The 26,030-nt window shown below is 67.1% G+C and carries 24 protein-coding genes and 1 pseudogene; 11 read left to right on the plus strand and 14 right to left on the minus strand.

The window, feature by feature from the left end:
• Positions 1-44: 44 nt before the first annotated feature.
• Positions 45-953, minus strand: a complete 909-nt coding sequence (locus tag ACIPK7_RS22135) for a LysR family transcriptional regulator (RefSeq protein ID WP_192434279.1) — start codon at positions 951-953, stop codon at positions 45-47.
• A 114-nt stretch (positions 954-1,067) separates the two neighbouring features.
• Here ACIPK7_RS22135 and ACIPK7_RS22140 point away from each other — a divergent pair, with 114 nt between their 5' ends.
• Both ACIPK7_RS22140 and speB read left to right on the plus strand, forming a co-directional pair.
• Complete coding sequence (locus ACIPK7_RS22140) at positions 1,068-2,159, plus strand: polyamine ABC transporter substrate-binding protein (RefSeq protein WP_401090194.1); 1,092 nt, start codon at positions 1,068-1,070, stop codon at positions 2,157-2,159.
• Between the two features lie 119 nt (positions 2,160-2,278).
• A complete protein-coding gene (gene speB, locus ACIPK7_RS22145; protein WP_401090196.1) occupies positions 2,279-3,241 on the plus strand; it encodes an agmatinase in 963 nt (320 codons plus the stop codon).
• A 190-nt stretch (positions 3,242-3,431) separates the two neighbouring features.
• Here the strand turns inward: speB and ACIPK7_RS22150 are convergent.
• Both ACIPK7_RS22150 and ACIPK7_RS22155 read right to left on the minus strand, forming a co-directional pair.
• Positions 3,432-3,947, minus strand: a pseudogene (locus ACIPK7_RS22150) (methyl-accepting chemotaxis protein); the annotation flags it as partial.
• A 1,586-nt stretch (positions 3,948-5,533) separates the two neighbouring features.
• Positions 5,534-7,144: a diguanylate cyclase gene (locus ACIPK7_RS22155; protein WP_401090198.1), complete on the minus strand. Its 1,611-nt coding sequence runs from the start codon at positions 7,142-7,144 to the stop codon at positions 5,534-5,536.
• Positions 7,145-7,432: 288 nt separating this feature from the next.
• Between ACIPK7_RS22155 and ACIPK7_RS22160 the strand changes: the two genes are divergently transcribed.
• The 4 genes from ACIPK7_RS22160 to speA all read left to right on the plus strand — a co-directional run bounded on the left by ACIPK7_RS22160 (position 7,433) and on the right by speA (position 12,200).
• Positions 7,433-8,497 (plus strand): DUF2333 family protein, encoded by a 1,065-nt coding sequence (locus ACIPK7_RS22160; protein ID WP_192434289.1) that lies wholly within the window; start codon positions 7,433-7,435, stop codon positions 8,495-8,497.
• A gap of 3 nt (positions 8,498-8,500) precedes the next feature.
• Positions 8,501-9,040 (plus strand): NUDIX hydrolase, encoded by a 540-nt coding sequence (locus ACIPK7_RS22165; protein ID WP_401090200.1) that lies wholly within the window; start codon positions 8,501-8,503, stop codon positions 9,038-9,040.
• A 587-nt stretch (positions 9,041-9,627) separates the two neighbouring features.
• The gene (locus ACIPK7_RS22170) at positions 9,628-9,999 is read left to right on the plus strand and encodes a translation initiation factor Sui1 (RefSeq protein ID WP_015479046.1); all 372 of its coding nucleotides are present in this window, start codon (positions 9,628-9,630) and stop codon (positions 9,997-9,999) included.
• A gap of 287 nt (positions 10,000-10,286) precedes the next feature.
• Positions 10,287-12,200 (plus strand): arginine decarboxylase, encoded by a 1,914-nt coding sequence (gene speA, locus ACIPK7_RS22175; RefSeq protein WP_401090202.1) that lies wholly within the window; start codon positions 10,287-10,289, stop codon positions 12,198-12,200.
• 188 nt (positions 12,201-12,388) lie between these two features.
• Here speA and ACIPK7_RS22180 read toward each other — a convergent pair whose 3' ends face one another.
• The 4 genes from ACIPK7_RS22180 to ACIPK7_RS22195 all read right to left on the minus strand — a co-directional run bounded on the left by ACIPK7_RS22180 (position 12,389) and on the right by ACIPK7_RS22195 (position 16,877).
• Entirely contained in the window at positions 12,389-13,087 is a 699-nt protein-coding gene (locus ACIPK7_RS22180; RefSeq protein WP_401090204.1) for an anaerobic ribonucleoside-triphosphate reductase activating protein, read from the minus strand.
• On the minus strand, positions 13,084-13,230 hold the full coding sequence (gene nrdD, locus ACIPK7_RS22185) for an anaerobic ribonucleoside-triphosphate reductase (RefSeq protein ID WP_015479043.1): 147 nt from the start codon (positions 13,228-13,230) through the stop codon (positions 13,084-13,086). Before nrdD ends, ACIPK7_RS22180 begins: the two co-directional genes overlap by 4 nt.
• A gap of 40 nt (positions 13,231-13,270) precedes the next feature.
• Complete coding sequence (locus ACIPK7_RS22190) at positions 13,271-15,289, minus strand: ribonucleoside triphosphate reductase (protein WP_401090207.1); 2,019 nt, start codon at positions 15,287-15,289, stop codon at positions 13,271-13,273.
• 157 nt (positions 15,290-15,446) lie between these two features.
• Positions 15,447-16,877: a PLP-dependent aminotransferase family protein gene (locus ACIPK7_RS22195; protein ID WP_401090209.1), complete on the minus strand. Its 1,431-nt coding sequence runs from the start codon at positions 16,875-16,877 to the stop codon at positions 15,447-15,449.
• A gap of 262 nt (positions 16,878-17,139) precedes the next feature.
• Between ACIPK7_RS22195 and cbpA the strand changes: the two genes are divergently transcribed.
• Both cbpA and ACIPK7_RS22205 read left to right on the plus strand, forming a co-directional pair.
• Positions 17,140-18,096, plus strand: coding sequence for a curved DNA-binding protein (gene cbpA / locus ACIPK7_RS22200; RefSeq protein WP_192434301.1), 957 nt, complete (start codon positions 17,140-17,142; stop codon positions 18,094-18,096).
• A complete protein-coding gene (locus tag ACIPK7_RS22205; protein WP_239745631.1) occupies positions 18,093-18,395 on the plus strand; it encodes a chaperone modulator CbpM in 303 nt (100 codons plus the stop codon). Before cbpA ends, ACIPK7_RS22205 begins: the two co-directional genes overlap by 4 nt.
• Before the next feature lie 36 nt (positions 18,396-18,431).
• Here ACIPK7_RS22205 and ACIPK7_RS22210 read toward each other — a convergent pair whose 3' ends face one another.
• On the minus strand, positions 18,432-18,992 hold the full coding sequence (locus ACIPK7_RS22210; RefSeq protein ID WP_401090211.1) for an NADPH-dependent FMN reductase: 561 nt from the start codon (positions 18,990-18,992) through the stop codon (positions 18,432-18,434).
• A 182-nt stretch (positions 18,993-19,174) separates the two neighbouring features.
• Between ACIPK7_RS22210 and ACIPK7_RS22215 the strand changes: the two genes are divergently transcribed.
• Genes ACIPK7_RS22215 through ACIPK7_RS22225 form a run of 3 tightly spaced genes read left to right on the plus strand, consistent with a single transcriptional unit; the run spans position 19,175 to position 21,268 of the window.
• A complete protein-coding gene (locus ACIPK7_RS22215; RefSeq protein WP_401090213.1) occupies positions 19,175-19,915 on the plus strand; it encodes an NAD-dependent epimerase/dehydratase family protein in 741 nt (246 codons plus the stop codon).
• 8 nt (positions 19,916-19,923) lie between these two features.
• Entirely contained in the window at positions 19,924-20,394 is a 471-nt protein-coding gene (locus tag ACIPK7_RS22220; protein WP_401090215.1) for a cupin domain-containing protein, read from the plus strand.
• 22 nt (positions 20,395-20,416) lie between these two features.
• Positions 20,417-21,268, plus strand: coding sequence for an arylamine N-acetyltransferase (locus ACIPK7_RS22225; RefSeq protein WP_401090217.1), 852 nt, complete (start codon positions 20,417-20,419; stop codon positions 21,266-21,268).
• On the opposite strand, the gene ACIPK7_RS22230 is transcribed toward ACIPK7_RS22225, so the two are convergent.
• The 6 genes from ACIPK7_RS22230 to idi form a co-directional block, all read right to left on the minus strand.
• Positions 21,238-21,906: a hypothetical protein gene (locus ACIPK7_RS22230; RefSeq protein WP_401090219.1), complete on the minus strand. Its 669-nt coding sequence runs from the start codon at positions 21,904-21,906 to the stop codon at positions 21,238-21,240. The two genes, ACIPK7_RS22225 and ACIPK7_RS22230, sit on opposite strands and share 31 nt — an antisense overlap.
• Positions 21,907-22,018: 112 nt before the next feature.
• Positions 22,019-22,474 (minus strand): DUF2214 family protein, encoded by a 456-nt coding sequence (locus tag ACIPK7_RS22235; RefSeq protein WP_401090221.1) that lies wholly within the window; start codon positions 22,472-22,474, stop codon positions 22,019-22,021.
• Between the two features lie 38 nt (positions 22,475-22,512).
• The gene (locus ACIPK7_RS22240; protein ID WP_401090223.1) at positions 22,513-23,550 is read right to left on the minus strand and encodes a diguanylate cyclase; all 1,038 of its coding nucleotides are present in this window, start codon (positions 23,548-23,550) and stop codon (positions 22,513-22,515) included.
• A gap of 17 nt (positions 23,551-23,567) precedes the next feature.
• Positions 23,568-24,917, minus strand: a complete 1,350-nt coding sequence (locus tag ACIPK7_RS22245; protein ID WP_401090225.1) for an MATE family efflux transporter — start codon at positions 24,915-24,917, stop codon at positions 23,568-23,570.
• Positions 24,918-24,982: 65 nt separating this feature from the next.
• Positions 24,983-25,384, minus strand: coding sequence for a YkgJ family cysteine cluster protein (locus tag ACIPK7_RS22250; RefSeq protein ID WP_169936289.1), 402 nt, complete (start codon positions 25,382-25,384; stop codon positions 24,983-24,985).
• A gap of 106 nt (positions 25,385-25,490) precedes the next feature.
• Positions 25,491-26,030 carry an isopentenyl-diphosphate Delta-isomerase gene (gene idi / locus ACIPK7_RS22255; RefSeq protein ID WP_401090227.1) on the minus strand — a complete coding sequence of 180 codons (540 nt, stop codon included), beginning with the start codon at positions 26,028-26,030 and terminating at the stop codon, positions 25,491-25,493.

Consider the following 26,030-nt stretch of genomic DNA (forward strand, 5'->3'; position numbering starts at 1 on the left):
GTGGGACTGCGCCTACGAGCCCCAGTTCCCCAGGCTCCGCTGCGTCAATCGGCCGCTCGCTGGCCGAAGGCCGCCAGCAGGTCGCTGACGAAGGCCTGTTCGGCGTCGCCGGGATGGCGTCCGCGGTGGCGGGTCAGGCTGAAGGCCACGTCGAAGCCCAGCTCGCCGGGCAGCAGTTCGCGCAGATGGCCACGCTCGATCCACGGTTGGGCGACATGCTTGGGCAAGTAGCCGATGTGTGCACCGGAAAGGATGAATGCCAGGCTGCCGTCCACCTGCTCGCAGCGCGCGCTGCTGCGACTGGTTTGCAGCGGCTCGTCGGCGGCGATGAAGCGGTAGGGGTGCAGGACCTGGTCGGCATCGGCCAGGGAGTCGCGGGTCGGTTTCTTCTCGAGGAAGGCCGGATGCCCGGCGCCGCAGTAGAGGCCCTGGGGTTCGACGAACAGGGTGTGATGTTCCAGCGCCGCCTGGGTGCCGGCGAAGTAGCCGACCGCCAGGTGCAGGCGGTCCTGCAGTAACTGGCGCTCCAGCTCGGCGGGCGTGGCGGTGATCAGTTCCAGGCTGACCGCCTCGTTGCGCTGGCGGAAGCGGCGGATCGCCCCGGACAGCTGCGCCAGGACTTCCACATCCAGCCCCTCGGAAAGTCCGATGCGCACCTCACCCAGCAGCTTGTCGGCTACGCCGCGCGCTTCGTCGCGAAATCCCTCGATGGCGACGAACAGGCGCCGCGTCGATTGCAGCAGGTGCTCGCCCTTGGGCGTCAGGCGGAAGCCGCCCTTGCCGCGTTCGCACAGGCGGTAGCCCAGGCGCGTCTCCAGCTTGGCCATCTGGATGCTGATACTCGGCTGGCTCAGCCCCAGTTCGCCCTGCGCGGCGCTGAAGCCGCCGCATTCCACCACGGTGACGAACAGCCGCAGCAGTTGCAGGTCGAGGTCGCGCAATTGGCTGAGCATGGCTGTCTCCAAACATTGCTTTGGTGAAATGCCAAAGTAATTAACTTTGTATTTTTACAAAGTAAAGCCCGCCCCATGCTCGCCCTATAACGACAACAACCTGAGGCGATGATCATGCGTGCGTTCTTACGGGCTTCTCTCACGGTGCTGGCCGTGGCCCTGGCCATGCCCCTGCCGGCGCAGGAGCGGGTGCTCAACCTCTACAACTGGGCGGATTACGTCGGCGCCGATGCGCTGCTGCGCTTCCAGAAGGAAACCGGTATCCGCGTCAAATACGACACCTTCGACAGCGCCGAGGTGCTCGACAGCAAGCTGATGACCGGCCGCAGCGGCTACGACGTCGTGTTCCCCGCCAGCAGCGGGCTGGCCCGCGCCATCCAGGCCAAGGCGGTGCAACCGGTGGACGCCGCGCAGCTGAAGAACTTCGCCAACCTCGACCCGGAATTGCTGGCCAAGCTGGCCGCCATCGACCCCGGCAATCGCTTCGGCGTGCCCTACACCTGGGGCACCGTGGGCCTGGCGATCAACAAAAACGAGGTGCTCAAGCGCATCCCCGACGCCCCGCTGGACAGCCTCGACCTGCTGTTCAAGCCCGAGTACGCCAGCCGCCTGGCCGACTGCGGCGTCTCGCTGATCGACTCGCCCCAGGAAGTCATCAGCGTGGCGCTCAACTACCTGGGCAAGTCGCCATACAGCACCGACTCGGCGGACCTGGCCGAGGTCCGCCAGTTGCTGGAGAAGCTACAGCCCAGCGTGCGCTACATCGCCAGTGGCAAGCACATCAACGACCTGGCCAACGGCACGCTTTGCGTCGCCCTGACCTACACCGGCGATGCACTGATGGGCGCCGCCCAGGCCAAGCAGGCGAACAAGCCGTACGAGGTGATCTACCGGATTCCCAAGGAAGGCACGCTGATCTGGTTCGACACCATGGCCATCCCGGTGGACGCGCCACACCCGCATGAAGCCCGCGCCTTTATCGACTTCATGCTGCGCCCGGAATCCATCGCCGAGCTGACCAACACCCTGTACTTCGCCAACGCCAACCTCAAGGCCACGCCGTTGCTGAATGCCGACGTGGCCGGCGATCCGGACATCTACCCGGCGCCGGCCATGCGCCAGAAGCTGTTCGGCGAGCAGTTGCTGACCTTGAAGCAGCAGCGCGAGCGCACCCGGCTGTGGTCGGCGTTCCGTACCCGTAGCTGATTCGTGTGCGCTTGCCCTCTCCCTAACCCTCTCCCTGAAGGGAGAGGGCGGGGGAAGAGGGTGGTCCCGCAGGCACCGAACCATCAGAACAACACAACAAAGACATTGATGAGGACACCATGGATCTCGCCCAAGACAACGACCAGGCCATCACCCGCGACAGCCTCTACGGCACCGCCGCCGAATCCACCTACGCCGGCATCACCAGCTTCATGCGCCGCCGCTACAGCCGCGACCTGCGCGGCGTCGATCTGGTAGTCAGCGGCGTGCCCTTCGACACCGCCACCACCAACCGCCCCGGCAGCCGCTTCGGACCGCGGGCGATCCGTGCTGCCTCGGTGCAGATGGCCTGGGCACGGCACTTCCCCTGGGAGTTCGATCCCTTCGACCACCTGGCGGTGATCGACTATGGCGACTGCTCCTTCGACCACGGCGTGCCGCAGGAAACCCCGGAAGTCATCGAAGCCCATGCTGCGCGCATCCTCGATGCCGGCTGCGCGCTGCTGACCCTGGGCGGCGACCACTTCATCAGCTATCCGCTGCTCAAGGCCCACGCGAAGAAGCACGGCCCGCTGTCGTTGATCCACTTCGACGCCCACAGCGACACCTGGCCGGACGAGGATTGCCAGCGCATCGACCACGGCACCATGTTCTACCACGCCGCCCGCGAGGGGCTGGTCGACCCGGCGCGCTCGGTGCAGGTCGGCCTGCGCACCACCAATGACGACGTGATGGGCTTCCAGGTGCTGGACGCCCGCGAAGTGCATCGCAACACGCCGCAGGCCATCGCCGAGCGCATTCGTGCGCGCGTTGGCGACCACCCGGTGTACCTGACCTTCGACATCGACTGCCTCGACCCGGCCTTCGCTCCGGGCACAGGTACACCGGTCTGTGGCGGACTGAGCTCGCACCAGGCGTTGGAAATCCTCCGCGCGCTGCGCGGTATCAACCTGGTGGGGATGGATGTGGTGGAAGTGGCGCCGCCCTACGACAGCGCCGAAATCACCGCCTTGGCCGGCGCGACGTTGGCGATGGAGATGGTTTGCCTATACGCGGCTCGTCACAAGCTCGGCGAGCGTTGATGAGTTGATCTTGCCGGAGTGCTGGCGGGGCGCTTCGACCAGATCAAAGGCCCCTCACCCTAACCCTCTCCCACAAGCGGGAGAGGGGACTGTTCGCTGCAGGATGAAGCCGTTGGGGCAGCCGGCACATATGGCCCCCTCTCCCTCCGGCGTCCCGGCACGAAAAATTGATCCGACGGATACGGAGCCATCAGACGCGAAACGCCCTGACGGCGGTGTGCAACGCACCGCCCAACTCCTGCAACTGCTCACCGTGGCTACGCCCCTGGCCGATCAGGCGCAGGTTTTCGCTGCCCAGTTCGTGGATGCGCTCGCTGTGGGAGCGAATTTCGCTGACCGCGCCGCTCTGCTGAGCGGAGCTTTCGGCGATGCGCTGGGCCATGCTGGCAATGGTGCGGATGGAGCCGACCACCTCGTCCAGTGCGCCCTCGGCGGCGCCGGCCTGGTTGGCGGTGACTTCCGCGTGTTCGACCTGGCTGCGCATTGCCTCGACCGACTGCCGTGCGGCCTGCTGCAGGCGGGCGGTGAGTTGCTGGATTTCCTCGGTGGCGCCGGCGGTGCGCAGCGCCAGTGAGCGCACTTCCTCGGCGACCACGGCAAACCCCCGGCCCTGTTCGCCGGCTCGCGCGGCTTCGATGGCGGCGTTCAGCGCCAGGAGGTTGGTCTGATCGGCGATGGAGCGGATCACCCCCAGTACGTTGCCGATGGTGGCCGACTCTTCGGCGAGGTTCTCGATGGCTTGGGCGTTGCTCTGCACCTCGTCCACCAGCGCGCGCATGCCGCTCAGGCTGTTGCCGATCACCTGCTGGCCCTGCTCGACGGCCGCACCGGCGGCGTGGCTGGCCGAAGCGGCCTGGCTGGCGTCGCCGGCCACCTGCTGGATCGCCGCTTCCATGTGGCCCAGCGCGTCACGGATTTCCCCGGTGTCGCTGGCCTGGCGCTCGGCCCCCGCGTGCAGGCCACCGCTGAGTTCGGCCAAGGCGCGGCTGCTGCCGGCCACTTCCTCGGCGCGCTGGTGGATGGTGCCGACCAGGGTGCCGAGGAAATCGCGCAGGCGGTTCAGCGATTCCTGCAGTTCCAGCAGGTCGCGGGTGCGGGTTGCCAGGGCGATGGGCTTGGCGAAGTCGCCACGGGCCCAGGTCGAGAGCGCCGGGACCAGTTGGCCAAGAACGCGCGCCAGGCGGCGTTGCAAGGTGTCGATGAGCAGGGCGGTGGTGAGGATCAGGACAATCAGCGCGCCCTGGATGATGCGCACCTGGGCCTGGATCTTCGAGCGCTCCTCGCGTACCTGTGGCTCCAGGGTCGCCAGCGCCTGCTGCACGGCGCCCAGGCGCTGGGCGGTGGCGTTGGCCAGCTCCTGGCGCTGGGCGATCAGCTGGCGGGTGCGGTTGAGTTCATCCGGGTAGCGGCGCAGCACGCTGCTGAGGTCGCGCTTCAAGGCGACGCCACGGTCCTCGCTCTGCGTCTGGGCGGCCGGCTGCGATTCCAGACCCATCATGGCGGCGAAGTCGTCGGAGGCGGAGGCTTGTTGCTCCAGCACGCCGAGCAGCGGCAGGGCGTCGATGCGCTCGGCCAGCTGGCGCAGGGTTTCCAGCTCGCGCTGGATATCCTCGGCGAGCGCTGGGTTGCCGCTCTCCACCAGCTTGGCACGGGCGTGGGCCAGGCGCGTCAGGTGCAGGCCGGCTTGCAGCAGCGGGGGGCGGTACTCGGCGGCGGCGGGGTTCTGGCTGGCATCGGCATAGGCGCCGAGCTGGTCCAGCGCGGCCAGCAGGTCACGCTCGGCCTGCAGCAGCAGGCCCTGTGGGTCGCCGGCCAGCTTGCCGGCGGCAAGCAGCTGGTTGCCGCTGAACTGGTGCAGTTCGTCGAGGCTCCGGCCGAGAAGCTGGCTGAGGCTGTCTGGCAGTTGCGGCAGCTCCTGGGCGAGTTCGTCCAGGCCCTGCTGGGCGGCTTTCTGCTTGAGCGCGTCGCCGCTGGCGAGGTACGCCTGGATGTTCTGCGCGACCTTGCGCTCGAAGCCCTGGGAGAGCTCCAGGTAGCGGTCCATCAGCGTGAACGGGCGCTCCAGGGCGCGTTGCGACCACCACAGAGTGGCGCCCAGCGCGAGGCACACGAGCAGGAGCAGGAAGGTGTTGAGGTTGGTGAGCAGCTTGAGGCGCATGGCAGGTCTCGACCGACAGCGAAAAAACGGCGAGCCCTGAACCTATTGCAGTTTCGTTACTGGCTGATGACACGGTGCCAGCATCTGGTCGGGAAATGGCGCGGCAGAGCGCCGCGTCGGACCGCTGGCGGGTGTTACTTGTAGACCTCGACGCGATTGCGGCCGCCGTGTTTGGCGGTGTACAGCGCCTCGTCGGCCTGCTTGGCGAGGGTCTTGATGTCCATCTCCTCGCCCAGTTCGGCGATGCCGCAGCTGAAGGTGCAGGACAGGTCGTGGGGCTGCGCCGGGTAGTGGATTTCGGCGAAGCGCTGGCGGATCTCCTCCAGCACCTTGTGCGCCGAGGCGGCATCGGTGTCGGGCAGCACCACGGCGAACTCCTCGCCGCCGTATCGGCCGATGTGATCGGTCTTGCGCAGGCGCTGCTTGAGGAACAGCGCCAGGCTTTTGATCACGCGGTCGCCCATGGGGTGGCCGTAGGTGTCGTTGACCCGCTTGAAGTGGTCGATGTCGAGCATCGCGAAGGTCAGCGGACGTTCCTCGCGGCGCGCGCGGAAGCGCGCATCGTCGAGCAGTTGCAAGGTGTGGGTGTGGTTGTACAGGCCGGTGAGGCTGTCGCGCACCATCCGCGCCTTCAGGCTGCGCGCTCGGGCGGCGCGGTTGCGCACGGTGGCGATCAGGTGGCGCGGCTTGATCGGCTTGGTGAGGAAGTCGTCGCCGCCTTCGCTCATGGCGTCGAGCTGCTTGTCCAGATCGTCCTCGGCGGACAGGTAGATGATCGGCACGCTGACGTAGCGCTCGTGCTGGCGGATCACCTTGGCCAGCTCGGTGCCCAGGCACTCGGGCATGTACATGTCGAGGATGATCAGGTCCGGCTGGAATTCGGCCAGTTCGGCCATCACCGACAGCGGCGCGGTGAGCGCGCGGGTAACGATGCCGGCGCTGTTGAGGACCATCTCGGTATGCGCGGCCTGGGCGCGGGAGTCGTCGACGATCAGCACGCGAAACGGCTCGTAGTGCGCCACGCGAGTCAGTGTCTCGATTTTCTCCAGCAGGCCGGAGGCGTCCAGCGCGCCGCTGAAGAAGTCCTGTCCGCCCGCGCGGGCAGCGGCCAGGCGGGTCGGGGTGTCGGTTTCTTCATGGCTGAAGAACAGCACCGGCAGCTTCTGCTTGAGGCCGGCCTGGGCCTCGTCGGCCAGCGCCAGGCCCTGGCCGTTGGCGAAGTCGATTTCCATCACGATGGCCGCCGGATGGCGGTCGGCCATGGCGGCGCGGAAGGCGTTGGCGTGCTCGCAGGGCTGCGCGGCCATACCGAAGAACTCCAGCTGCTGGGCCAGGCGCTCGGCGCGCTCCTGGTCCTGCAGGGCCAGGTAAACCGGCTTGCGCAGGGGTGGCAGGTGGGTCTGCTCGAACTGGTCGCCGTGGCGCAGGCCGGTGCGCGACAGGCGCTGCATCAGGCGGTTGAGTTCGGTGATCAGGTCGCTGGAGAGACGCCCGCGATTGTCCTGCACGGCGCGCAGGCACTGGTCGATCGCCTTGGCCAAGTCCGCATGCTCGGCCTGCTCGAAGCGTTCGGCGTAGCGCTGCAGGCGCAGGCAAGCCTCGGCGAGCTCCGCCATACCCGGGCTGTTCCACTCCGAGCGCGACAGGCGCTGCCAGACTTCCAGCAGGTGACGTGCCTGGTGGATCACCCGCTGGGCGAAGTGATGCTTGAGGCGGTCGAGGGATGGATCGTCGAGCTCGGTCATCGCGCGCTTCTTTATAGAGCCGTACCGGCGGCCTGCGGGGCGAAGATGTTTCCGCCGTGATACACAGTGGTGGCCCTATGCTACCAATCCTTGATGGCAATAACAGTGCCTTCGGTCAAACATCCGAAGCTTTGTATTTCGCAGCATTAACCAGCACCATGCGCAGGGTAGGCTGCGCTGACCCGCCTGCGTGCGGCATGCTTGCGCAGCGAGGCCTAAAATCCCGGCACCCTGGGGCCGGTTGCGGGTCCAAGCTATCTTCGAATTCGGGACATCAAGGAACTTGCCATGTGGAACTGGAAGAAACGCGGCTCCGTACGTGATCGCGTGAACGACTCGGTGGACGACGCGCGCGCCTACTTCGGCGGCCCCTGGCTGGGCCGCGTGCTTGGCGGTCTGCTGGGCGTCTACCTGGTGATCTGCGGCGCGATTGGCTGGTACTGGAGCCAGGAGCCGGACCTCTTCCCCGTGCAGCAGAACGCCCAGGCCTCCGCCGAGCGCGCCGGCCGACAGATGGTGGTGGGCTACACCACGGTGGAAACCCTCAAGGAAGTGGTCGCCACGCTGCTCAACAAGCCGGGCGGCTACCTGTCCAACGACATCTTCCCGCCGGGCGTCTGGCTGGACAACATGCCCAGCTGGGAATATGGCGCCCTGGTCCAGGTGCGTGACCTGTCCCGTGCGCTGCGCAAGGACTTCGCCCGCTCCCAGTCGCAGTCCACCGAGGACGCCGACCTGGCGCGTGCCGAGCCGCGCTTCAACTTCGACAACAAGAGCTGGGCGCTGCCGTCCTCCGAGTCGGAATACGCCGAGGGCATCAAGTCCCTGGACCGCTACCTCGGCCGTCTCTCTGCCGATCCGGCCGGCGCGCAGTTCTATGCCCGCGCCGACAGCCTGAACAACTGGCTGGGTGACGTTTCCACCCGCCTGGGCTCGCTGTCCCAGCGTCTCTCGGCCAGCGTCGGCCGGGTCAAGCTGAACACCAACATCACACCCATGCAGCCGGTCACCCCGGGCCAGGCGCCGGAAGTCGAGGAAGTGATCCAGGAAACCCCCTGGATGCAGATCGACAACGTGTTCTACGAAGCCCGTGGCCAGGCCTGGGCGCTGTCGCACATCCTGCGCGCCATCGAGGTGGACTTCGCCGACGTGCTGGCGAAGAAGAACGCCACCGTCAGCGTGCGCCAGATCATCCGCGAGCTGGAGGCCGCCGAGGCGCCGCTGTGGAGCCCTATGGTCCTCAACGGCAGCGGCTTCGGCGTGCTGGCCAACCACTCGCTGGTGATGGCCAACTACATCTCCCGCGCCAACGCCGCGATCATCGACCTGCGCCAGCTGCTGGCCCAGGGCTGATCCATGGCTGGCATCAGCGACAAGGAGGCCACCCATCGGGCGGCCTCGGACGCCGAGAAGATCGCCTGGGTCGACGAAGACGACCAACTGCTGGGCAGCCTGCCGCGCGCCGAACTGCGCGCGCGCGGGCTGATCGGCCGCGGCACCTTCATCCTGCTGTTCAACTCCGCCGGGGAGCTGTGCGTGCACCGCCGCACCTTGAGCAAAGCCGTCTACCCCGGCTACTGGGACCCGGCCGCCGGCGGCATGGTGCAGGCCGACGAGCGCTACGCCGAGTCCGCCGCCCGCGAGTTGGAAGAGGAGCTGGGCATCGCGGGCGTCGAATTGCGCGCCCATGGCACCTTCTTCTTCGACCAGCCGGACAACCGCCTCTGGTGCGCGGTGTTCTCCGCCGTGTCCGATGCGCCGCTGACGCTGCAACCCGAAGAGGTGCTGGAAGCGAAATTCATTGACCCGCACCAGGCGCTGGCCGAGGCCAAGGCCGGCACACCTTACTGCCCGGATTCGCTGGCGGCGCTGCGCAAGTACCTGGTGAGTTTCTGATGAGCGTAGGGCGAATAACGCCTCAGGCGTTATCCGCCGCTTTCCGGAGCGGTGTTCTGCGCCGCCTCGGCATGCTTGGTTGTTTCTTGTTTCGCCCCCTCGGGCGAGTCCCTTTTGGCAAACGCCCCAAAAGGAACCAAAAGGTCTTGCCCCGACATACGGCCCGGCTTCGCCGGGTTCCCCCTCGCCAGCACCATTTTCGGGGCACGCCGCGAAGGGCCATCCCTGGCCCATCGCGGCTCTGGCGGCATCCATGCCGCCAAACCCCGAAAATGGTGCCGTCGAGGGGCCTCCTGTAAGGGGCGATTGCGCGCCTGAAGCCCCTGTTCACAAGGGAATAACAGTTTTGTGGCGCTATGAATCAAATGCAGGAGCGGAGATGTGTGGCATCCATGTCGCCAAACCGCCGATCAATGACGCATTTTCGCTCTTAGCATTTGCCTTCAATGCTGCTAAATTGCGCGACCTTTCCGGCAGGGTCCTCCGCCGGGAATTGCGCAGCCCCTGCCTGAGTGGGGCGTCGCGGTCGGCGCCAGCCGGCCATTCGTTGACCTGGCCCGAAGAGGCCAATCCTGGGGAAACGCCCGGTGGTCAAGAAAGCATCCTCCCTGTCCGCCCTCGGCGGGCTTGTCTATTCCACTGATTCCGGCCGGCATTGCCCGGACTGCAATCAGCCCATTGGCGCGTGCATCTGTAAGCAGGCCGAGATTCCGGCCGGCGACGGCATCGCTCGCGTGCGTCGGGAAACCAAGGGCCGCGGTGGCAAGACCGTGACCACGGTAACCGGCGTGCCGCTGGCGGCCGATGCGCTGAAGGACCTGGCCACCGCGCTGAAGAAGCGCTGCGGCACGGGTGGTGCGTTGAAGGACGGCATCATCGAGATCCAGGGCGACCACGTCGACCTGCTGCTCGAAGAGCTGACCAAACGCGGGCTCAAAGCGAAGAAATCCGGCGGCTGAGCCGCCCTGCTGCTTGTCTGAAGAGGCAAGCGACTCTCCCCTGTCGAGAACGGGTTCCAGGCGATGCGCGCGTTGCGCATTGCCGGCAAGCCCTTTCCCTAGATGGGAGATTTATCGGCGCGCTCCTGGCGTGTCGTCGGATTTTCCTAAACTTACCGCCAAGCCCGGCGGTCAACACGGCAACGTCACGAGGCCCGGCTAGGTTTACACCACCAGGCCTTGACGACTCACCCGCACGCCGGGCGGGCGCCTGCACACATTCGCGCAATCTGAGGAGACCACCCCGCATGGCCGCTAGACGGACCCGCAAAGACGACGGCAGCAACTGGACCGTGGCTGACAGCCGCAGCATCTACGGAATTCGCCACTGGGGCGCTGGCTACTACGCCATCAACGACGCCGGTAACGTGGAAGTTCGCCCGCAGGGCGCCGATGCCCAGCCGATCGATCTGCATGCGCTGGTCGAGCAGCTACGTGAGGCGGGCCTGTCGCTGCCGCTGCTGGTGCGTTTCCCGGACATCCTCCAGGACCGCGTGCGCAAGCTCACCGGTGCCTTCGACGCCAACATCGCGCGCCTGGAGTACACCAGCCGCTACACCGCGCTGTACCCGATCAAGGTGAACCAGCAGGAAGCGGTGGTGGAAAGCATCATCGCCACCCAGAACGTCTCCATCGGCCTGGAAGCGGGCTCCAAGCCCGAGCTGATGGCCGTGCTGGCGCTGGCGCCCAAGGGCGGTACCATCGTCTGCAACGGCTACAAGGACCGCGAGTTCATCAAGCTGGCGCTGATGGGACAGAAGCTCGGCCACAACGTGTTCATTGTGATCGAGAAGGAATCCGAGGTGCAGCTGGTGATCGAGGAAGCCGCCGTCATTGGCGTGCTGCCCCAGGTCGGCCTGCGCGTGCGCCTGTCCTCGCTGGCTTCCTCCAAGTGGGCGGATACCGGTGGCGAGAAGGCCAAGTTCGGCCTGTCCGCCGCGCAGCTGCTATCGGTGGTCGACCGCTTCCGCGCCGCCGGCCTGGACCAGGGCGTGCGCCTGCTGCACTTCCACATGGGTTCGCAGATCGCCAACCTGGCTGACTACCAGCACGGCTTCAAGGAAGCCATCCGCTACTACGGCGAACTGCGCGCCCTCGGCCTGCCGGTGGACCACGTGGACGTCGGCGGCGGCCTGGGCGTGGACTACGACGGTACCCACTCGCGCAACGCCAGTTCGATCAACTACGACATCGACGACTACGCCGGTGTGGTGGTGGGCATGCTCAAGGAGTTCTGCGACGCCCAGGGCCTGCCGCATCCGCACATCTTCTCCGAGAGCGGCCGCGCGCTGACCGCGCACCACGCGGTGCTCATCACCCAGGTCACCGATGTCGAGCGCCACAACGACGAAGTGCCGAAGATCAGCGACCTGACCGAGCAGCCGGAGATCGTCCAGTGGCTGGCCGACCTGCTCGGCCCGACCGACGCCGAGATGGTCACCGAGACCTACTGGCGCGCCACCCACTACATGAGCGACGCCGCCGCGCAGTACGCCGAGGGCAAGATCAGCCTGGCGCAGAAGGCCCTGGCCGAGCAGTGCTACTTCGCCATCTGCCGTCGCCTGCACAACCAGCTCAAGGCGCACCAGCGTTCGCACCGCCAGGTGCTCGACGAGCTGAACGACAAGCTGGCCGACAAGTACATCTGCAACTTCTCGGTGTTCCAGAGCCTGCCCGACACCTGGGCCATCGGCCAGGTGCTGCCGATCCTGCCGATCCACCGCCTGGGCGAGGAGCCGACCCGCCGCGCGGTGCTGCAGGACCTGACCTGCGACTCCGACGGCAAGATCACCCAGTACGTCGACGAGCAGAGCATCGAGACCAGCATGCCGGTGCACGACGTGAAGGAAGGCGAGGACTACCTGATCGGCACCTTCCTGGTCGGCGCCTACCAGGAAATCCTCGGTGACATGCACAACCTGTTCGGCGACACCGACTCGGTGAACGTCTATCAGAACGCCGACGGCAGCTATTACCACGCCGGTATCGAGACCCACGACACCATCGAGGACATGCTGCGCTACGTGCACCTGTCGCCCGAGGAGCTGATGACTCACTACCGCGACAAGGTCGCCGGGGCCAAGCTCACCGCGCGCGAGCGCACGCAGTTCCTCGACGCGCTGCGTCTGGGGCTGACCCGCTCGGCCTACCTGTCGTCCTGATAGTTCGCAGTCCGCGTGATGAAAGCCCCGCTTCGGCGGGGCTTTTTCTTGCTCTTCGTAGGAGCGAGCCTGCTCGCGAAAAAACTCCGCAGGATCGTAGGGCGGATAACGCGCCAGCGTTATCCGCCGTGAGGCAATCGGCGGATAACCCGTTCCGGGTTATGCGCCCTACGGTGCCCGAGTGTCGTTCAGGCGGCGCGCAGTTCAAAGGAAGGGAACAGTGCGTGCAGCTCCCGCCACAGATCGGGCGCGCCATGGGGCACGGGTGTGGCGATCAGGCCAGGGTCGAGCTGCCGGCCGTTGCGGGCCAGTTGTACCACGAAGTGGTCCACGCCCATTGCGCGCAACCCTGTGGCCAGCCGGCGCAGTCGTTCCAGGTCAAACAACTGCCAGTGCACGGTGGTTCGGCACTCGTGGCCGACGCCGCTTTCCAGCAACAGCTCCAGGCTGCGCCAGTTGGCCAGCCCGCTGCGCTTCACGCCGGTAATGGCGTCCATGTCCTCGGCCAGCCCCTTGACGTCGAAGCCGACCCAGTCGGCATGGGGCAGCGCGCGGGCGAAGGCTTCCGGACGGATGCCGGCGCTGTGCAGCCCGGCGCGGAAACCCATTTCGCGCACGCTGGCCATGGCCCCGGGCAGCGCGTTCTGCAACGTCGCCTCGCCGCCGCTGAACACCACTGCCTGCAGCAAGCCCTGGCGTCGCCGGAGGAAGGCGCGGATGTCGTCCCAGTGGATCTCCGTTTCACCCCGCGACGCAATCAGCTCCGGGTTGTGGCAGTAGCGACAGCGCCACGCACAGCCCTGGCAGAACAGCACGCAGGCGAGCAGACCGGGGTAGTCGAGGGTGGTCAGGGGCACCAGGCCCCCGACCCTGAGCGCACTGCTCATCGCGTCTCGCGGAAGTGACGGCGCTCGCGGTGCTCGGATTGCTTGCCGGCGTTGAACGCCGTCACCGGGCGGTGATAGCCCATCACGCGGGTCCACACCTCGCAGCGCTGGCGCTGGCTTTCGGGCAGTTGGTTGGCGGTCATCGTGTTGCTCCTTTTTTTGCGGGGATGAAAGCGAAGGGGCTCAGCTGCTGCAGCAGTTCCTGGTGGCGGCTTTCTGCAGCGCGGCTTCGTCGCAGCGCGGACAGAACTCGTGTTCGCCGGCGAGGTAGCCGTGTACCGGGCAGATGGAGAAGGTCGGCGTCACCGTCAGGTAAGGCAGGCGGAAGCGTCCGAGGGCGGTGCGCACCAGGGTCTTGCAGGCCTCGGCGCTGGAGATGCGCTCGGCCATGTACAGGTGCAGCACGGTGCCGCCGGTGTATTTGCATTGCAGGGCGTCCTGCAATTCCAGCGCCTCGAACGGATCGTCGGTGAGGCCCACCGGCAGCTGCGAGGAGTTGGTGTAGTAGGGCGCGTCCGGCGTGCCGGCCTGGAGAATGTCCGGGTGGCGCTTCTGGTCCTCGCGGGCGAAGCGGTAGGTGGTGCCTTCGGCCGGCGTGGCTTCCAGGTTGTAGAGGTGCCCGCTGTCTTCCTGGAAGCGCACCAGCCGCGCCCGTACATGGTCCAGCAGCTCCAGCGCCATCTGCCGGCCGACCTCGGTGTGCAATCCTTCGCGGTCGTCGGTGAAGTTGCGCAGCATCTCGTGCAGGCCGTTCACGCCGATGGTGGAGAAGTGGTTGCGCAGGGTGCCCAGGTAGCGCTTGGTGTAGGGGTAGAGCCCGGCGTCCATGTGCTGCTGGATGACCTTGCGCTTGACCTCCAGGCTGTCGAAGGCCTGCTCCAGCAGGTAGTCGAGCTGAGCGTAGAGGCCGGCAGCGTCACCGCGATGGCGGTAGCCCAGGCGCGCGCAGTTGATGGTCACCACGCCCAGCGAACCGGTCTGCTCCGCCGAACCGAACAGTCCGTTGCCGCGCTTGAGCAACTCGCGCACGTCCAGTTGCAGGCGGCAGCACATGGAGCGCACCTGGTTGGGCTGCATGTCCGAGTTGAGGAAGTTCTGGAAGTACGGCAGGCCGTAGCGCGCGGTCATCTCGAAGAGGCGCGTGGCGTTGTCGCTGTCCCAGGGGAAGTCGTGGGTGATGTTGTAGGTCGGGATCGGGAAGGTGAACACCCGGCCGTGGGCGTCGCCGGCCTGCATCACTTCGATGTAGGCGCGGTTGATCAGGTCCATCTCGGCCTGCAGCTCGCCATAGGCGAAGGGCATTTCCACGCCGCCGACGTAGGGAATCTGCTCGCGCAGGTCTTCCGGGCAGACCCAGTCGAAGGTCAGGTTGGTGAACGGCGTCTGGGTGCCCCAGCGCGAGGGCACGTTGAGGTTGTAGATGAACTCCTGCAGCGCCTGGCGCACCTGTTGATAACTCAGGCCGTCCTTGCGCACGTAGGGCGCGAGGTAGGTGTCGAAGGAGCTGAAGGCCTGGGCGCCGGCCCACTCGTTCTGCAGGGTGCCGAGGAAGTTGACCATCTGCCCCAGCGCGCTGGAGAGGTGCTTCGGTGGCCCCGCTTCGACCCGCCCCGGCACGCCGTTCAGGCCTTCGCTGAGCAGGGTGCGCAGCGACCAGCCGGCGCAGTAGCCGGCGAGCATGTCGAGGTCGTGGATGTGCAGGTCGGCTTCGCGGTGGGCGACGGCGATGCCTTCGCTGTACACCTCGTCCAGCCAGTAGTTGGCGGTGACTTTGCCGGACACGTTGAGGATCAGCCCGCCCAGGGAATAGCCCTGGTTGGCGTTGGCGCGCACCCGCCAGTCCTCCCGCGACAGGTATTCGTTCATCGACGCGGCGACGTCCACCAGCGTCTTGCGCTCGCGGCGCAGGCGGCCGTGGCGTTCGCGGTAGACGATGTAAGCGCGGGCGGTGGGGTAGTGGCCGGCTTCCATCAGGGCGCGCTCGACGACGTCCTGCACCTGCTCCACATCCAGGTCGTTGCGGGCCGGCAGGCGGGCCAGCACGCGACGGGTCAGCTCCCCGGCGTGGGGCGCGGTGAACTCGCCGCTGGCCTCGCCGGCGGCGGCGATGGCGCGTTCGATCTTGCTCGGGTCGAAGGCGGCTGAGCTGCCGTTACGCTTGCGCAGGCTGGCAGGAAGGGGGACGGTCCGTGACAGGGGCATTGGCTTTGTTCCACAACATGCTGTGTCTCAAGTTGTTCAAGACAACAATATGTTGTGGGAATCTAGCGGCATTGGCCGTAGGAAAATTGACCTCGGTCAACGATGGGTGTCAGTCAATTTTTGCCATCGGAGGTATTGACCGGCACACCTCCCGGAATCAGCCGAGCAAGGGCGCCAGCCGCTCTGCCAGGCGCCCGGCGAGCTGCTCGTCGGTGACATTGGTGAAACTCATGATCAGCGCCGGCTCGCGCCTGGCCTCGACGCACCAGGCGTTCAGCGCCTGCAGGCCGAGGCCCTCGGCATGGGCGCGGCGGGCGACGGCGAGGTCGTCCTGGTCCAGCGCGCCGATCAGGTGCAGGCCGCCGGGGGTGTCGGCGAAGCGCAGGCGCTGGCCCAGGCATTCCTCCAGCGCGCTGCGCAGCCACTGGCGGCGCTTGGCGTAGAGCGTGCGGGTGCGCTTGAGGTGGCGGGCGAAATGGCCCTCCTGCATGAAGTCGCACAGGGTCGCTTGTAGCAGCTCCGCGCAGCCGGAAGGGAACACCTGCTGGGCGCGCACGAAGTCCTCCACCAGATTCGCCGGCACCACCAGATAGCCCAGGCGCAGGGCAGGGTAGAGCACCTTGCTGAAGGTGCCGGTGTAGAGCACGCGGCCGGCGCGGTCGAGGCTCTTCAGCGCCGGCAGCGGGAAGCCGGCGTAGCGGTACTCGCTGTCGTAGTCGTCCTCGATTATCCAGGCGCCGCTGCTGGCCGCCCAGTCCAGCAGGGCCAGGCGGCGCGGCAGGCTTAGGGCAACGCCGGTGGGGCTCTGCTGCGAGGGCGTGACCAGCGCGAAGCGCGCATCCGCCGCGCGGGCGATACCGTCTTCCACCCGCAGGCCATCGGCATCCACCGCGACCGGCACCGGCACGCCGCCGGCGCGGCGCAGCAGTTCGCGGCCGCGCGGGTAGCCGGGGTCTTCATGCCAGAAACGCTGGCCGGGTTCGAGCAGGGTGCGGCTGATCAGGTCCAGCGCGCCCTGGTAGCCGGCACAGACGAAAACCTGCTCCGGGGCGCAGACGATGCCGCGGGAAATCCCCAGGTAGCCGGCGACGGCCTCGCGCAGCGGCCCGTAGCCGCAGGGCTCCGGGTAGGCCAGCATGGACGCGCTCTGCTGGCGCAGGCGTCGTGCGCACAGGCGCGCCCAGAGTGCGCGAGGGAAGGCATCCAGCGCCGGCACGCCGAGCTGGAACGGACGCAGGGCCGGGCCGTGGGCGATCAGGCCGGGCAGGCTGCGCTCCACCGTCGCCGGATCGACCCGGACGGGCGGCGGGGCACTGGTACGTCCCGCCAGTTGCGGTGACACCACCGTGCCTGCGGGCCCGCGCGCCAGCAGGTAGCCCTCGCTGGTCAGCAGCTGGTAGGCCAGCTCCACCGTGCCGCGCGCCACGCCCAGTTCACCGGCCAGCCCGCGCACCGGCGGCACGCGTTCGCCGGGCCGCAGCGCACCGCGGGTGATGGCATCGCGGATGCGCTCGTAGAGCTGGCGGTAGATCGGCAGGTCATGGCTCGGGTCCAGCGGCTGGCGGAGCGGATCGAAGGGCGCGGTCATGGCCTGTCCGGGACGGGGGTAAATGTGGAAGGCGACTATGCCATGACCGGTATCAAGGCGTCCCGGCGGCCGCGATGCAGGATCAGCGTCTAGGCTTGCAGGCAGTGTTGAAAAGCAGGCGCCGCGACTCCATCTGTTGTCGCAGAACCTGCTTTTTCCACCTGTTCGCCTCGCAGTGCGCGCAGCGGCTCCGGCTGCCCGCGCGAATCCCCTTGTCCCAGGCGCCGACAGGACCCACGCATGTGAGGAGTGACCGCTACCGATGGAATTCAAGGACTATTACGCCGCGCTCGGGGTCGAACCCGAGGCCGACGAGAAGGCGATCAAGACCGCCTACCGCAAGCTCGCGCGCAAGTATCACCCGGACGTCAGCAAGGAGCCTGACGCCGAGGCGAAATTCAAGGATGTCTCCGAAGCCTACGAGGTGCTGAAAAGCCCGGAAAAGCGTGCCGAGTACGACGAGCTGCGCAAGTACGGCTCTCAGGGGCCGCAGTTCGAAGCGCCGCCCGGCTGGCAGCCGCGCGGTGGTTTCGACGGCCCGCCGCCGGGGCACGAGCAGGACTTCAGCGACTTCTTCGAGCAGATATTCGGTGGCCGCGCCGGTGGTTTCGGTGGTGCGCGCCAACCGCAGGTCCACCGGGGCCAGGACGTGGAGATGGAAGTCCCGTTGTTCCTGGAGGAAACCCTCTCCGGCGAGAGCCGGCCGATCAGTTTCAGCCTGCCCAGCTATGACGAGTACGGTCGCAAGCTGCCGCCGCAAAACAAGACGCTGAACGTGAAAATTCCCGTGGGCACCGCCGACGGCGAACGTATCCGCCTCAAGGGACAGGGCGCGCCGGGCATCAATGGCGGGCCGGCGGGCGACCTGTACCTGGCGATCCGCCTGGTGCCGCACCCGCTGTTTGACGTCGACGGCCGCGACCTCATCGTCACTGTGCCAGTGGCGCCGTGGGAAGCGGCGCTCGGCGCCAAGGTGGAAGTGCCCACGCTGGGGGGGCGGATCAGCCTCGGCATCCCGGCCAATAGCCAGGCCGGCCAGCGCTTGCGCATCAAGGGCAAGGGCCTGCCGAACAAGGGCGCTGCCGCCGCCGGCGATCTCTACGCTGTGCTCAAGGTGGTGATGCCGAAGGCCGCGGACGAAGCGACCCGTAAACTCTGGGAAGAACTGGCTGCCAAGGCAGCCTTCGACCCCCGTGCCGATTGGGGTAAACGCGCATGACGACGACAGTGATGGTGGTGGACCTCGACGAGCTCTGCCAGTCGGTGAACCTCCCCCGCGACGTGCTCGTCGAGATCGTCGAGGTGGGTATCGTGGAGCCCCGCGAACAGCGCGCCGGGCATTGGGTCTTCGATTACCAGGCGGTCAGCGTGGTGCGCCGCGCGGTGCGCCTGCGTCGTGAGTTCGAGCTGGATTGGCCGGGCATTGCCCTGGCACTGCGGCTGCTGGATGAGGTGGATGAGCTGCGAGCGGAGAACCGCTACCTGCGCCAGCGCCTGGCGCGATTGCTCGAGGAGTGATGGACAAGCGCCGGCCGAAGCCGGCGCTTTTGTCGATCAGCGCGGCTGGTTCTGCACGATCCAGGCGGAGAAGGCATCGATGATGCTCTTGAGGAAGGGCTCGGTCTTATCCGACAGCTTGCCGGCTTCGTCGAAGAAACCGCCGGCGCCGCCCAGGTAGGCTTCGGGTTGTTGCAGCACCGGCATGTTGAGGAACACCAGCGACTGGCGCAGGTGGTGGTTGGCGCCGAAGCCGCCGATGGCGCCCGGAGAGGCACTGACCACGGCACAGGGCTTGGCGTTCCAGGCACTCTTGCCGTAGGGGCGCGAGCCGACGTCGATGGCGTTCTTCAGCACGCCGGGCACCGAGCGGTTGTATTCCGGGGTAACGAAGAGCACCGCATCGGCGCGGGCGATGCGCTCGCGGAAGGCGGTGTAGCTGGCGGGCGGAGTGCCCACGTCGAGCTCCTCGTTGTACAGCGGCAGGTCGCCGATCTCCACGATTTCCAGCTTCAGGTTCGCCGGCGCCAATGCGGCGAAGGCCTTGGCGATCTTGCGGTTCAGGGATTCCTTGCGCAGGCTGCCGACGACAACGGCAACATCGAAGACTTGGCTCATGGCGACTCCTAGGGATCGGTGTATTGAGCCGTTTGTTATAGACGATGAGCGTGACATTGCGTGGACATGGATCAAGAATCGGCAATCATGTCCCAGTCGTTCTGCGTGATCTTGGCACTGTGGGGTGGGGCATCGCGTCACTAGAGTGGCGACATGTCCCTGCTGTCTGATTCGAGGTCCCCATGTGCATGAAAGTCTTCTTCGCGGGAGCCAGTGGTGCCATCGGCCAGCGTCTGCTGCCGATGCTGCTGGAGCGTGGTTACCAGGTACTGGCGATCAGTCGCTGCGCGCAGCGAGCCGCCGCGCTGGAGGCCGCCGGGGCGCAGGCGCTGGTGCTGGATGTCTATGACGCGCAAGCCCTGAGTGCCGCCATGCGGCGGTTCCAGCCGCGCTGGGTGATCCACCAGCTCACCGACCTGCCTGCCGGCCTCGACCCTGCCCTGATGCCCGCCGCCCAACCGCGCAACGCGCGGGTTCGCCGCGAAGGCACCGCCAACCTCGTGGCAGCAGCTCGTGCCGCTGGTGTCGAGCGCATGGTGGCGCAGAGCATCGCTTGGGCCTACGCGCCGGGCGAGTTGCCGCTGCACGAGGAACAACCGCTGGACCTGGGCGCCGAAGGCCCGCGCGCCATCAGTGTCGGCGGCGTCGCCGCGCTCGAAGAGGCGGTGCTGGGTGCGCGGCCGATGGAAGGCATCGTGTTGCGCTACGGCCGACTCTACGGACCGGGTACGGGAGCCGATGCAGCAGACCCGAGGCTGGCCGTGCATGTGGACGATGCCGCCCGCGCCGCCCTGCTGGCGCTAGAGTGGGGCGCACACGGCGCCTACAACATCGCCGAACAGGACATCGAAGTCAGTTCGGCCAAGGCGCGCCATCGCCTGGGCTGGCAGCCGGGCTTTCGCCTGGCGGGCGTGCCGGCATGAACCTCGCCATGGCTCTCTCATCCAGACGTGAAGCCCGCGCCGGGCTTGTGCTGGTCGCGGTCATCGCCACGGGAGCTTTGCTGGTCAGCCTTGCGCAAAGCCATGCCGGGCCTTCGGCCGGCGCGCGGCCGAGCACGCAAGTGAAGCGCCTGTCCTGCGAGCCGCTGGCCGACATGCCGGGCAAGGTCGTGACCACGCTGCAGGTGGACTTCCCGCCCAACGGCTACACCCCGGCGCACCGCCATCCCGGCGCGGTGACCGCCATCGTGCTCAACGGTCAGGTGCGCTCGCAGATGCAGGGTTTGCCGGCGCAGACTTACAACGCGGGCGAGACCTGGTTCGAGCCCAGCCGCGAGCTGCACCTGTTCGCCGAGAACCCCAGCGCCAGCGAGCCCGCGCGCTTGCTGGCGGTAATCGTCAGCGATGAGCGCTGCGGCCCGCTGGTGATCCCCGAATCGACCGCCGACCACCGCCATTGATGCTTCGCGAAAGGAGATTCGCATGACCCCGCTCACCCCCTTCAGCGCTGCCCAGCTCGACGCGACCCTGGCACGCCTCGGCCTGTCGCTGGAGCGACCTGCGCCGACGCTGGAGATCCTCGACCGGTTGATCGTCGCGGCGCTGCACCACCTGCCTTTCGAGAACCTGGACGTGCTGCTGGACAAGCCCATCCTGATCGAACCGGAAGCGGTGTTCGCCAAGGTCGTAGAAAATCAGCGCGGCGGTTACTGCTTCGAGCTGAACAGCCTGTTCGCCCGCCTGCTGGCCAGCCTGGATTACCGCGTGACCCTGCTGGTGGCGCGGGTGCGCTGGGGCCTGCCGGCGAATGCGCCGCTGACGCCGCAGACGCACCTGCTGCTGCGCATCGACCTGCCCGAAGGGCCGCACCTGGTGGATATCGGCTTCGGCGGCCCGGCCTCGCCGAGCGCCCTGCCGCTGCGGGTGAACGAAGAGCTGCCCGGTGGCTGGCGCATCACCGGTTCGGTCGACGGAGAACTGGAGATGGCCACCCGCTCGGCATCCGGCTGGCAGACGCTGTACCGCTTCACCCTCGAGCCGCAGCACTGGGCCGACTACGGCATGCGCAACTGGTACACCTCGACCTATCCGCAGAGCGTGTTCCGCAACTCCCTGCGCGTGGCGCTCAGCGAGGACGGCGCGCGGCTGTCGCTGTTCAACGGGCAATTCAGCCGGCGTGGCGCGGACGGCGAAGTCGAGCAGCACAGCATCGAGAGTGCCGATGAGCTGCTGGACGTGCTGCGCGAGCGTTTCTACCTGCAACCGGCGGCGACGGACTTGCCAGCCCTGTGCCGTCGGCTGGCTCAGTTGCTGGAGTCGGCCGTCAGCGCCTGAGTGCCGCGAGGCTCGGCCGAGGCGGCAATGTCCGGCGCCACGCCGATGGCCAGCCGGACGATGCGGCCTGGAAGTTCGTCGCGTTGCAGCTCGCCGCCGGGCCTGCCGGTGAGCCAGTTGCCGTCGATGTCCGAGGCCCGGCATTGCAGTTGGCGCTTGCCGCCGTGCGAGTCTGGCAGCAACCAGCGGCACCGGCCGTCGAAGATGCGCGCGCCCTTTTTCGGCATTCCGGGGCTGCCGGCAAGCCGGTTGCGGATCGTCAGGCTGGCGAAGCTGTTGTGGGACGGCACGGCGTTCAGGGGATAGCTAGCCGGCTCGCCGTCGATTTCGATGAGGATGTGTCGTAGCTCAAGCTTGCAGCCGGCGCTGTTCAGGCTCAGGGGGACCTGATAACTGACCCGGTAGGGGCGCTCACCTCGGCCGGACGTGGCAAAGAGGCGTTGCGTAAGGTCGTCTTTCGCCGGGATATGACAGTGCCTGCCCTCGGGTGGGGAATAGCGCGCATTACCCACCAGGCTGAAATCGCCCGGCAGGTCGGCTTCGAAAGTGAATTCGTCACTCGCGCAACCGCTCAGGGCGAATACCACCAATGTGGGGAACAACCGCCATAGCGGGCGGCTGAAGGCTTGGGGAAGCATGTGGAGGTCCTGCGGCAGTCAAAGCTGCGCAGGAGCATCCACGGATCAGCGGAGCGACTGTATCGGATTGCTCGGTACTGGTTGTAGGAATGCGGCCAGCCAGTCCGGAGGCTCAGCCGATCATCCCGAAGCCACGCGCCATCAGTGTCGCCAGGAGTGGCAGGATCATCAGCGCCAGCAGCTCCACGCGGATGGTCATGATCACCAGCTTGGCCTGGCGCTCGCTGGGGACAGGAACCCGCCCGGCCCTGAGTTCGTTGCGCCAGTTGAGGAAGGTCATGGTCGGCAGGATCGACAGCAGCGCCACCAGCACGAAGAGGCCGATCTTGGCGTGGAACAGGCTGTTGTGGAGGTAGTAATCCGTGCCCTTGGCGAACCAGACGACGCGCGCCGCGCCGGTCAGCAGCACCACGCCGGCGCAGGCGCCGTAGGCCAGGTCGACTATCACCAGGCTGCGCGCCCGCGACAGGTCCAGCGGCAGGCGGAACAACTGGTGCTCCAGCACCAGCAAGGCGAACAGGATGAATATCGACAGGTAGTGCAGGTACGCGGCGATGGCTTGGGCCATGAGTGGGTCCTCTGCTGGGGCCTTGCTTGTGATCAGGCTCAGGCCGGCGGCGCGCTGAAGTTCACCCGGTTGCGCCCGGCCTGCTTGGCACTGTAAAGCGCGCCGTCGGCGCGTTCCAGCGCCTGATCGACAGGCTCCTCTCCCGCCCGCAGGGTGCAACCGATGCTCAGGCTGACCGGCAGCGGCCCGCAGGGGAGTTGCACGGGCTCGTGGCCGATCAACTCGCGCACGCGTTCGGCGATGCGCTGCAGTTCCTCGCCGTCCTTCACCTTGAGCAAGGCGACGAACTCCTCGCCGCCCTGGCGCACCAGCAGGTCGTCCGGACGCAGCGCGGCGCGCAGGCGGCGGGCGCATTCGCAGAGCACCTGGTCGCCGGCGGCGTGGCCGTGCTTGTCGTTGATCGCCTTGAAGAAGTCCAGGTCGGCGTAGAGCACGCCCAGTTGCACGTGGTTCTCCCGCGCCAGGCGGCATTCGCGGTCCTGGAAGGTGAGCAGGCCGCCCCGGTTCCACAGTTGGGTCAGCGGGTCGAGAAGGGCCTTGCGTTGCTCACGGTCCATCTCCACGCGCAGATCGCGGTTGCTCTGGATCAGGCTGCGCAGTTGCAGGTAGCCCTCGGCGAGGGTGGCGAGGTCGCGGAAGTTGGCTTGCTGCGCCTCGCTCATGGTGCCCGGCCTGGGATCGATCATGCACAGGGTGCCGATGGCCTGGCCATTGCCAGCGCGCAGCGGCCGGCCGGCGTAGAAGCGGATGTAGGGCGGGCCGAGCACCAGCGGGTTGTCGGCGAAGCGCTCATCGAGGGTGGCGTCGGGCACCAGCAGCGTGTCCTCGCCGAGGATCGCGTAGCCGCAGAAGGACACGTCGCGCGTGGTCTCGGTGGCCTCCAGGCCGACACGGGCCTTGAACCACTGGCGATCCTGGTCGATCAGGCTGATCAGCACGGTATCGACCTTCACCAGGTCCTGGGTCAGCCGCACCAGCGTATCCAGATAGTGCTCGGCCGGGGTGTCGAGCAGGTTCATCTCCTCCAGGGTCTGCTGACGCAGGGATTCGTCAACGGGAATGGGACAAGCCGGCATGGCGTCTCCTCAACAGGTCAGGGACTGGCAGGCGCCTGCCAGGCGTCTTGGCGTGTCAGGTTCCACGCGTAGCCGGCAAGGACCAGCGCGCGCAGCAACATGAAGCATAGGAAGGTTAGCCACAATCCGTGATTTCCCCAGCCCTGCACTGCGAAACCCAGTGGCAGGCTGGCAGCGCAGGCCAGCAGCATGGCGTTGCGCATCTCGCGGGCACGGGTGGCGCCGATGAACAGGCCGTCGAGCAGGTAGCTCCACATGCCGATGAGTGGCAGGCAGGCGAGGTAGGGCAGGTACTGGTCGGCGGTGGCGCGCACTTCCGGGATGTCGCTCTGCAGGGCGATGAACAGGTGGCCGAACAGGCTGAAGAAGGCGACGAACAGCAGGCTGGCGATCAGCGACCAGCCGCTGGCGACTACCAGCGACCGGCGCAGGGCGGTGCGGTCTCGGCCGCCGATGGCGTGGCCGCACAGCGCCTCCACGGCGTGGGCCAGGCCGTCGAGGGCGTAGGCCGTAACCATCAGGCCGTTGAGCAGCAGCGCGTTGGCCGCCACCGTGGCGTCGCCCAGGCGCGTGCCCTGCACCGTGAGCAGGAAGAACACGCCCTGCAGCGCCAGGCTGCGGATGAAGATGTCGCGGTTGACCATCAGCAGCGGTCGCCAGTTGGCCCAGGCACGCAGGCGCGACCAGTCCGGCAGACCGGGAAAGCGCAACAGCGCGCCCCGGGTCAGCGCCAGACCGAGCAGCGCGCCGCCCCATTCGGCGGTTACCGCGGCCTTTGCCGCGCCGGCCACGCCCCAGCCCAGGCCGAGCACGAACCACAGGCTGAGCACGATGTTGATGAGGTTGGTGGTCAGCAGGATTGCCAGCGGCGCACGAGCGTTCTGTGTGCCGAGGAACCAGCCGACCAGTGCGTAGGTGGCCAGCGCTGCGGGAAGGCCCAACAGGCGGATATGGAAGAACTCGCGGGCCAGCACGTCCAGTTCAGGGGACGGGCGCATCAGCGCAAGCGCGGGGCCGGTCAGCGGCACCGCCAGCAGGCTGAGCAGCAGCGCGAGGCCGAGAGCCAGCAGCAGGCCCTGGCCGAGAATCCGCCGCAGTGCTCCGCCATCTTCACGGCCGGCCGCCTGGGCGGCGAAGCCGGTGGTGCCCATGCGCAGGAAGCCCAGCACGCCGACCAGCAGGGTGTAGAGCCCGCCGCCAACCGCCACGGCGCCCAGCTGGTGGGCGTGCGGCAGGTGGCCGATCACTGCGCTGTCCACCAGGGTGACCAGCGGTACGGAAACGTTGGAGAGGATCATCGGCGCGGCGAGCGCCCAGACACGACGATGGGTTGGCGAGTGCCGCCACGCTTCGAGCAGGGAATTCATGAGGGGCTCCTGAGCTGGCGCGCAGTATAGCGAGCCGGGAGCCCCGTGCTGTCAGCCGGCCGTGATCAGCCGGTCTTCTTGCGGTAGGCGCAGTAGCCGGGGCGCGGTCCGACCTGCGGGTGGTTGCGGCAGGTGTCCGGGCGCTTGGCGTAGACGCTGCACAGGCGCGTCTTGCGGTCGAGGAAGTAGCAGTCGCCGTTGCTGGTGCGGGTCAGGGTGAAGATGCCGCTCTTCTGGTTGAAGCGCTCGACGACGCCTTCCTTGAGCAGGCGCTTGGCGATGTTCTTCGCCGGTTCGTCGCGCTCGAATTCGTCGACCACGCCGATGCGGATCAGGTCGTTGACGTTCACTTCCGCCGGCATGGTGCAGCAGGTGGCGTTGCAGTCCTTGCACAGGCCCGAGGTGTACTTCGCCCAGGTTTCCAGGCGGTCCAGTTCGGCGTTGGCAATCAGCGGTGGTTTTCTCATGGCGGCAAGTCGGTAGCGGTGGCGCGAAGGCGCGCATCATAGTGGCCGGCGCGCAGAATTGCGCGGCCTTTCGACGAACAGAGCGGCGATCAACAGAGGGGGCGTTCTACAGAACGGCGATTCCGCCGTTATCGCGCAGATAGTCCCTGAACGTCGGGTAGCAGAGGAGGAACCAGGGCGTGAAGCGCTCCGGGTGCGCAGCCATCTCGGCTTCCAGTTCGGGCAGGGCGACGTAGCGGAAGTCGTCGGCCTCCTGCGGATCGGGGCGCGGCGGCTGTTCGTCGACGGCACCGAACAGGTGGCCGTATTCGTGCTCGGTCATGCCGTTGGCCAACTCCAGGCGATAGCTGAACTCGAACAGCTTGTGCAGCTCGACCCGTACGCCCATCTCCTCGCGCAGCCGGCGTTCGGCGGCGTGCTTCGCGGACTCATCGGGGTAAGGGTGGCCGCAGCAGGTATTGCTCCACAGTCCGCCACAGTGATACTTGCCCGCTGCGCGGCGCTGCAGCAGCAGATCGCCGGCGCGGTTGAACACATAGACCGAGATGGCACGGTGACGCAGCCCGAGACGATGGGCCTCGTGTTTTTCCATCGTGCCGGTCGGGTTGTCGTGATCGTCGACCAGGATCACTTGGATATCGGTCAT

Source organism: Pseudomonas sp. NPDC086581, assembly GCF_044746165.1.
Classification (GTDB): domain Bacteria; phylum Pseudomonadota; class Gammaproteobacteria; order Pseudomonadales; family Pseudomonadaceae; genus Pseudomonas.

Excerpts from the sequence above, each read along its gene's own strand:
- ACIPK7_RS22135 (WP_192434279.1), bottom strand. The coding sequence starts at position 953 with ATGCTCAGCCAATTGCGCGACCTCGACCTGCAACTGCTGCGGCTGTTC.
- ACIPK7_RS22140 (WP_401090194.1), top strand. The coding sequence starts at position 1,068 with ATGCGTGCGTTCTTACGGGCTTCTCTCACGGTGCTGGCCGTGGCCCTG.
- speB (WP_401090196.1), top strand. The coding sequence starts at position 2,279 with ATGGATCTCGCCCAAGACAACGACCAGGCCATCACCCGCGACAGCCTC.
- ACIPK7_RS22155 (WP_401090198.1), bottom strand. The coding sequence starts at position 7,144 with ATGACCGAGCTCGACGATCCATCCCTCGACCGCCTCAAGCATCACTTC.
- ACIPK7_RS22160 (WP_192434289.1), top strand. The coding sequence starts at position 7,433 with ATGTGGAACTGGAAGAAACGCGGCTCCGTACGTGATCGCGTGAACGAC.
- ACIPK7_RS22165 (WP_401090200.1), top strand. The coding sequence starts at position 8,501 with ATGGCTGGCATCAGCGACAAGGAGGCCACCCATCGGGCGGCCTCGGAC.
- speA (WP_401090202.1), top strand. The coding sequence starts at position 10,287 with ATGGCCGCTAGACGGACCCGCAAAGACGACGGCAGCAACTGGACCGTG.
- ACIPK7_RS22180 (WP_401090204.1), bottom strand. The coding sequence starts at position 13,087 with ATGAGCAGTGCGCTCAGGGTCGGGGGCCTGGTGCCCCTGACCACCCTC.
- nrdD (WP_015479043.1), bottom strand. The coding sequence starts at position 13,230 with ATGACCGCCAACCAACTGCCCGAAAGCCAGCGCCAGCGCTGCGAGGTG.
- ACIPK7_RS22190 (WP_401090207.1), bottom strand. The coding sequence starts at position 15,289 with ATGCCCCTGTCACGGACCGTCCCCCTTCCTGCCAGCCTGCGCAAGCGT.
- ACIPK7_RS22195 (WP_401090209.1), bottom strand. The coding sequence starts at position 16,877 with ATGACCGCGCCCTTCGATCCGCTCCGCCAGCCGCTGGACCCGAGCCAT.
- cbpA (WP_192434301.1), top strand. The coding sequence starts at position 17,140 with ATGGAATTCAAGGACTATTACGCCGCGCTCGGGGTCGAACCCGAGGCC.
- ACIPK7_RS22205 (WP_239745631.1), top strand. The coding sequence starts at position 18,093 with ATGACGACGACAGTGATGGTGGTGGACCTCGACGAGCTCTGCCAGTCG.
- ACIPK7_RS22210 (WP_401090211.1), bottom strand. The coding sequence starts at position 18,992 with ATGAGCCAAGTCTTCGATGTTGCCGTTGTCGTCGGCAGCCTGCGCAAG.
- ACIPK7_RS22215 (WP_401090213.1), top strand. The coding sequence starts at position 19,175 with ATGTGCATGAAAGTCTTCTTCGCGGGAGCCAGTGGTGCCATCGGCCAG.
- ACIPK7_RS22220 (WP_401090215.1), top strand. The coding sequence starts at position 19,924 with ATGGCTCTCTCATCCAGACGTGAAGCCCGCGCCGGGCTTGTGCTGGTC.
- ACIPK7_RS22225 (WP_401090217.1), top strand. The coding sequence starts at position 20,417 with ATGACCCCGCTCACCCCCTTCAGCGCTGCCCAGCTCGACGCGACCCTG.
- ACIPK7_RS22230 (WP_401090219.1), bottom strand. The coding sequence starts at position 21,906 with ATGCTTCCCCAAGCCTTCAGCCGCCCGCTATGGCGGTTGTTCCCCACA.
- ACIPK7_RS22235 (WP_401090221.1), bottom strand. The coding sequence starts at position 22,474 with ATGGCCCAAGCCATCGCCGCGTACCTGCACTACCTGTCGATATTCATC.
- ACIPK7_RS22240 (WP_401090223.1), bottom strand. The coding sequence starts at position 23,550 with ATGCCGGCTTGTCCCATTCCCGTTGACGAATCCCTGCGTCAGCAGACC.
- ACIPK7_RS22245 (WP_401090225.1), bottom strand. The coding sequence starts at position 24,917 with ATGAATTCCCTGCTCGAAGCGTGGCGGCACTCGCCAACCCATCGTCGT.
- ACIPK7_RS22250 (WP_169936289.1), bottom strand. The coding sequence starts at position 25,384 with ATGAGAAAACCACCGCTGATTGCCAACGCCGAACTGGACCGCCTGGAA.
- idi (WP_401090227.1), bottom strand. The coding sequence starts at position 26,030 with ATGACCGATATCCAAGTGATCCTGGTCGACGATCACGACAACCCGACC.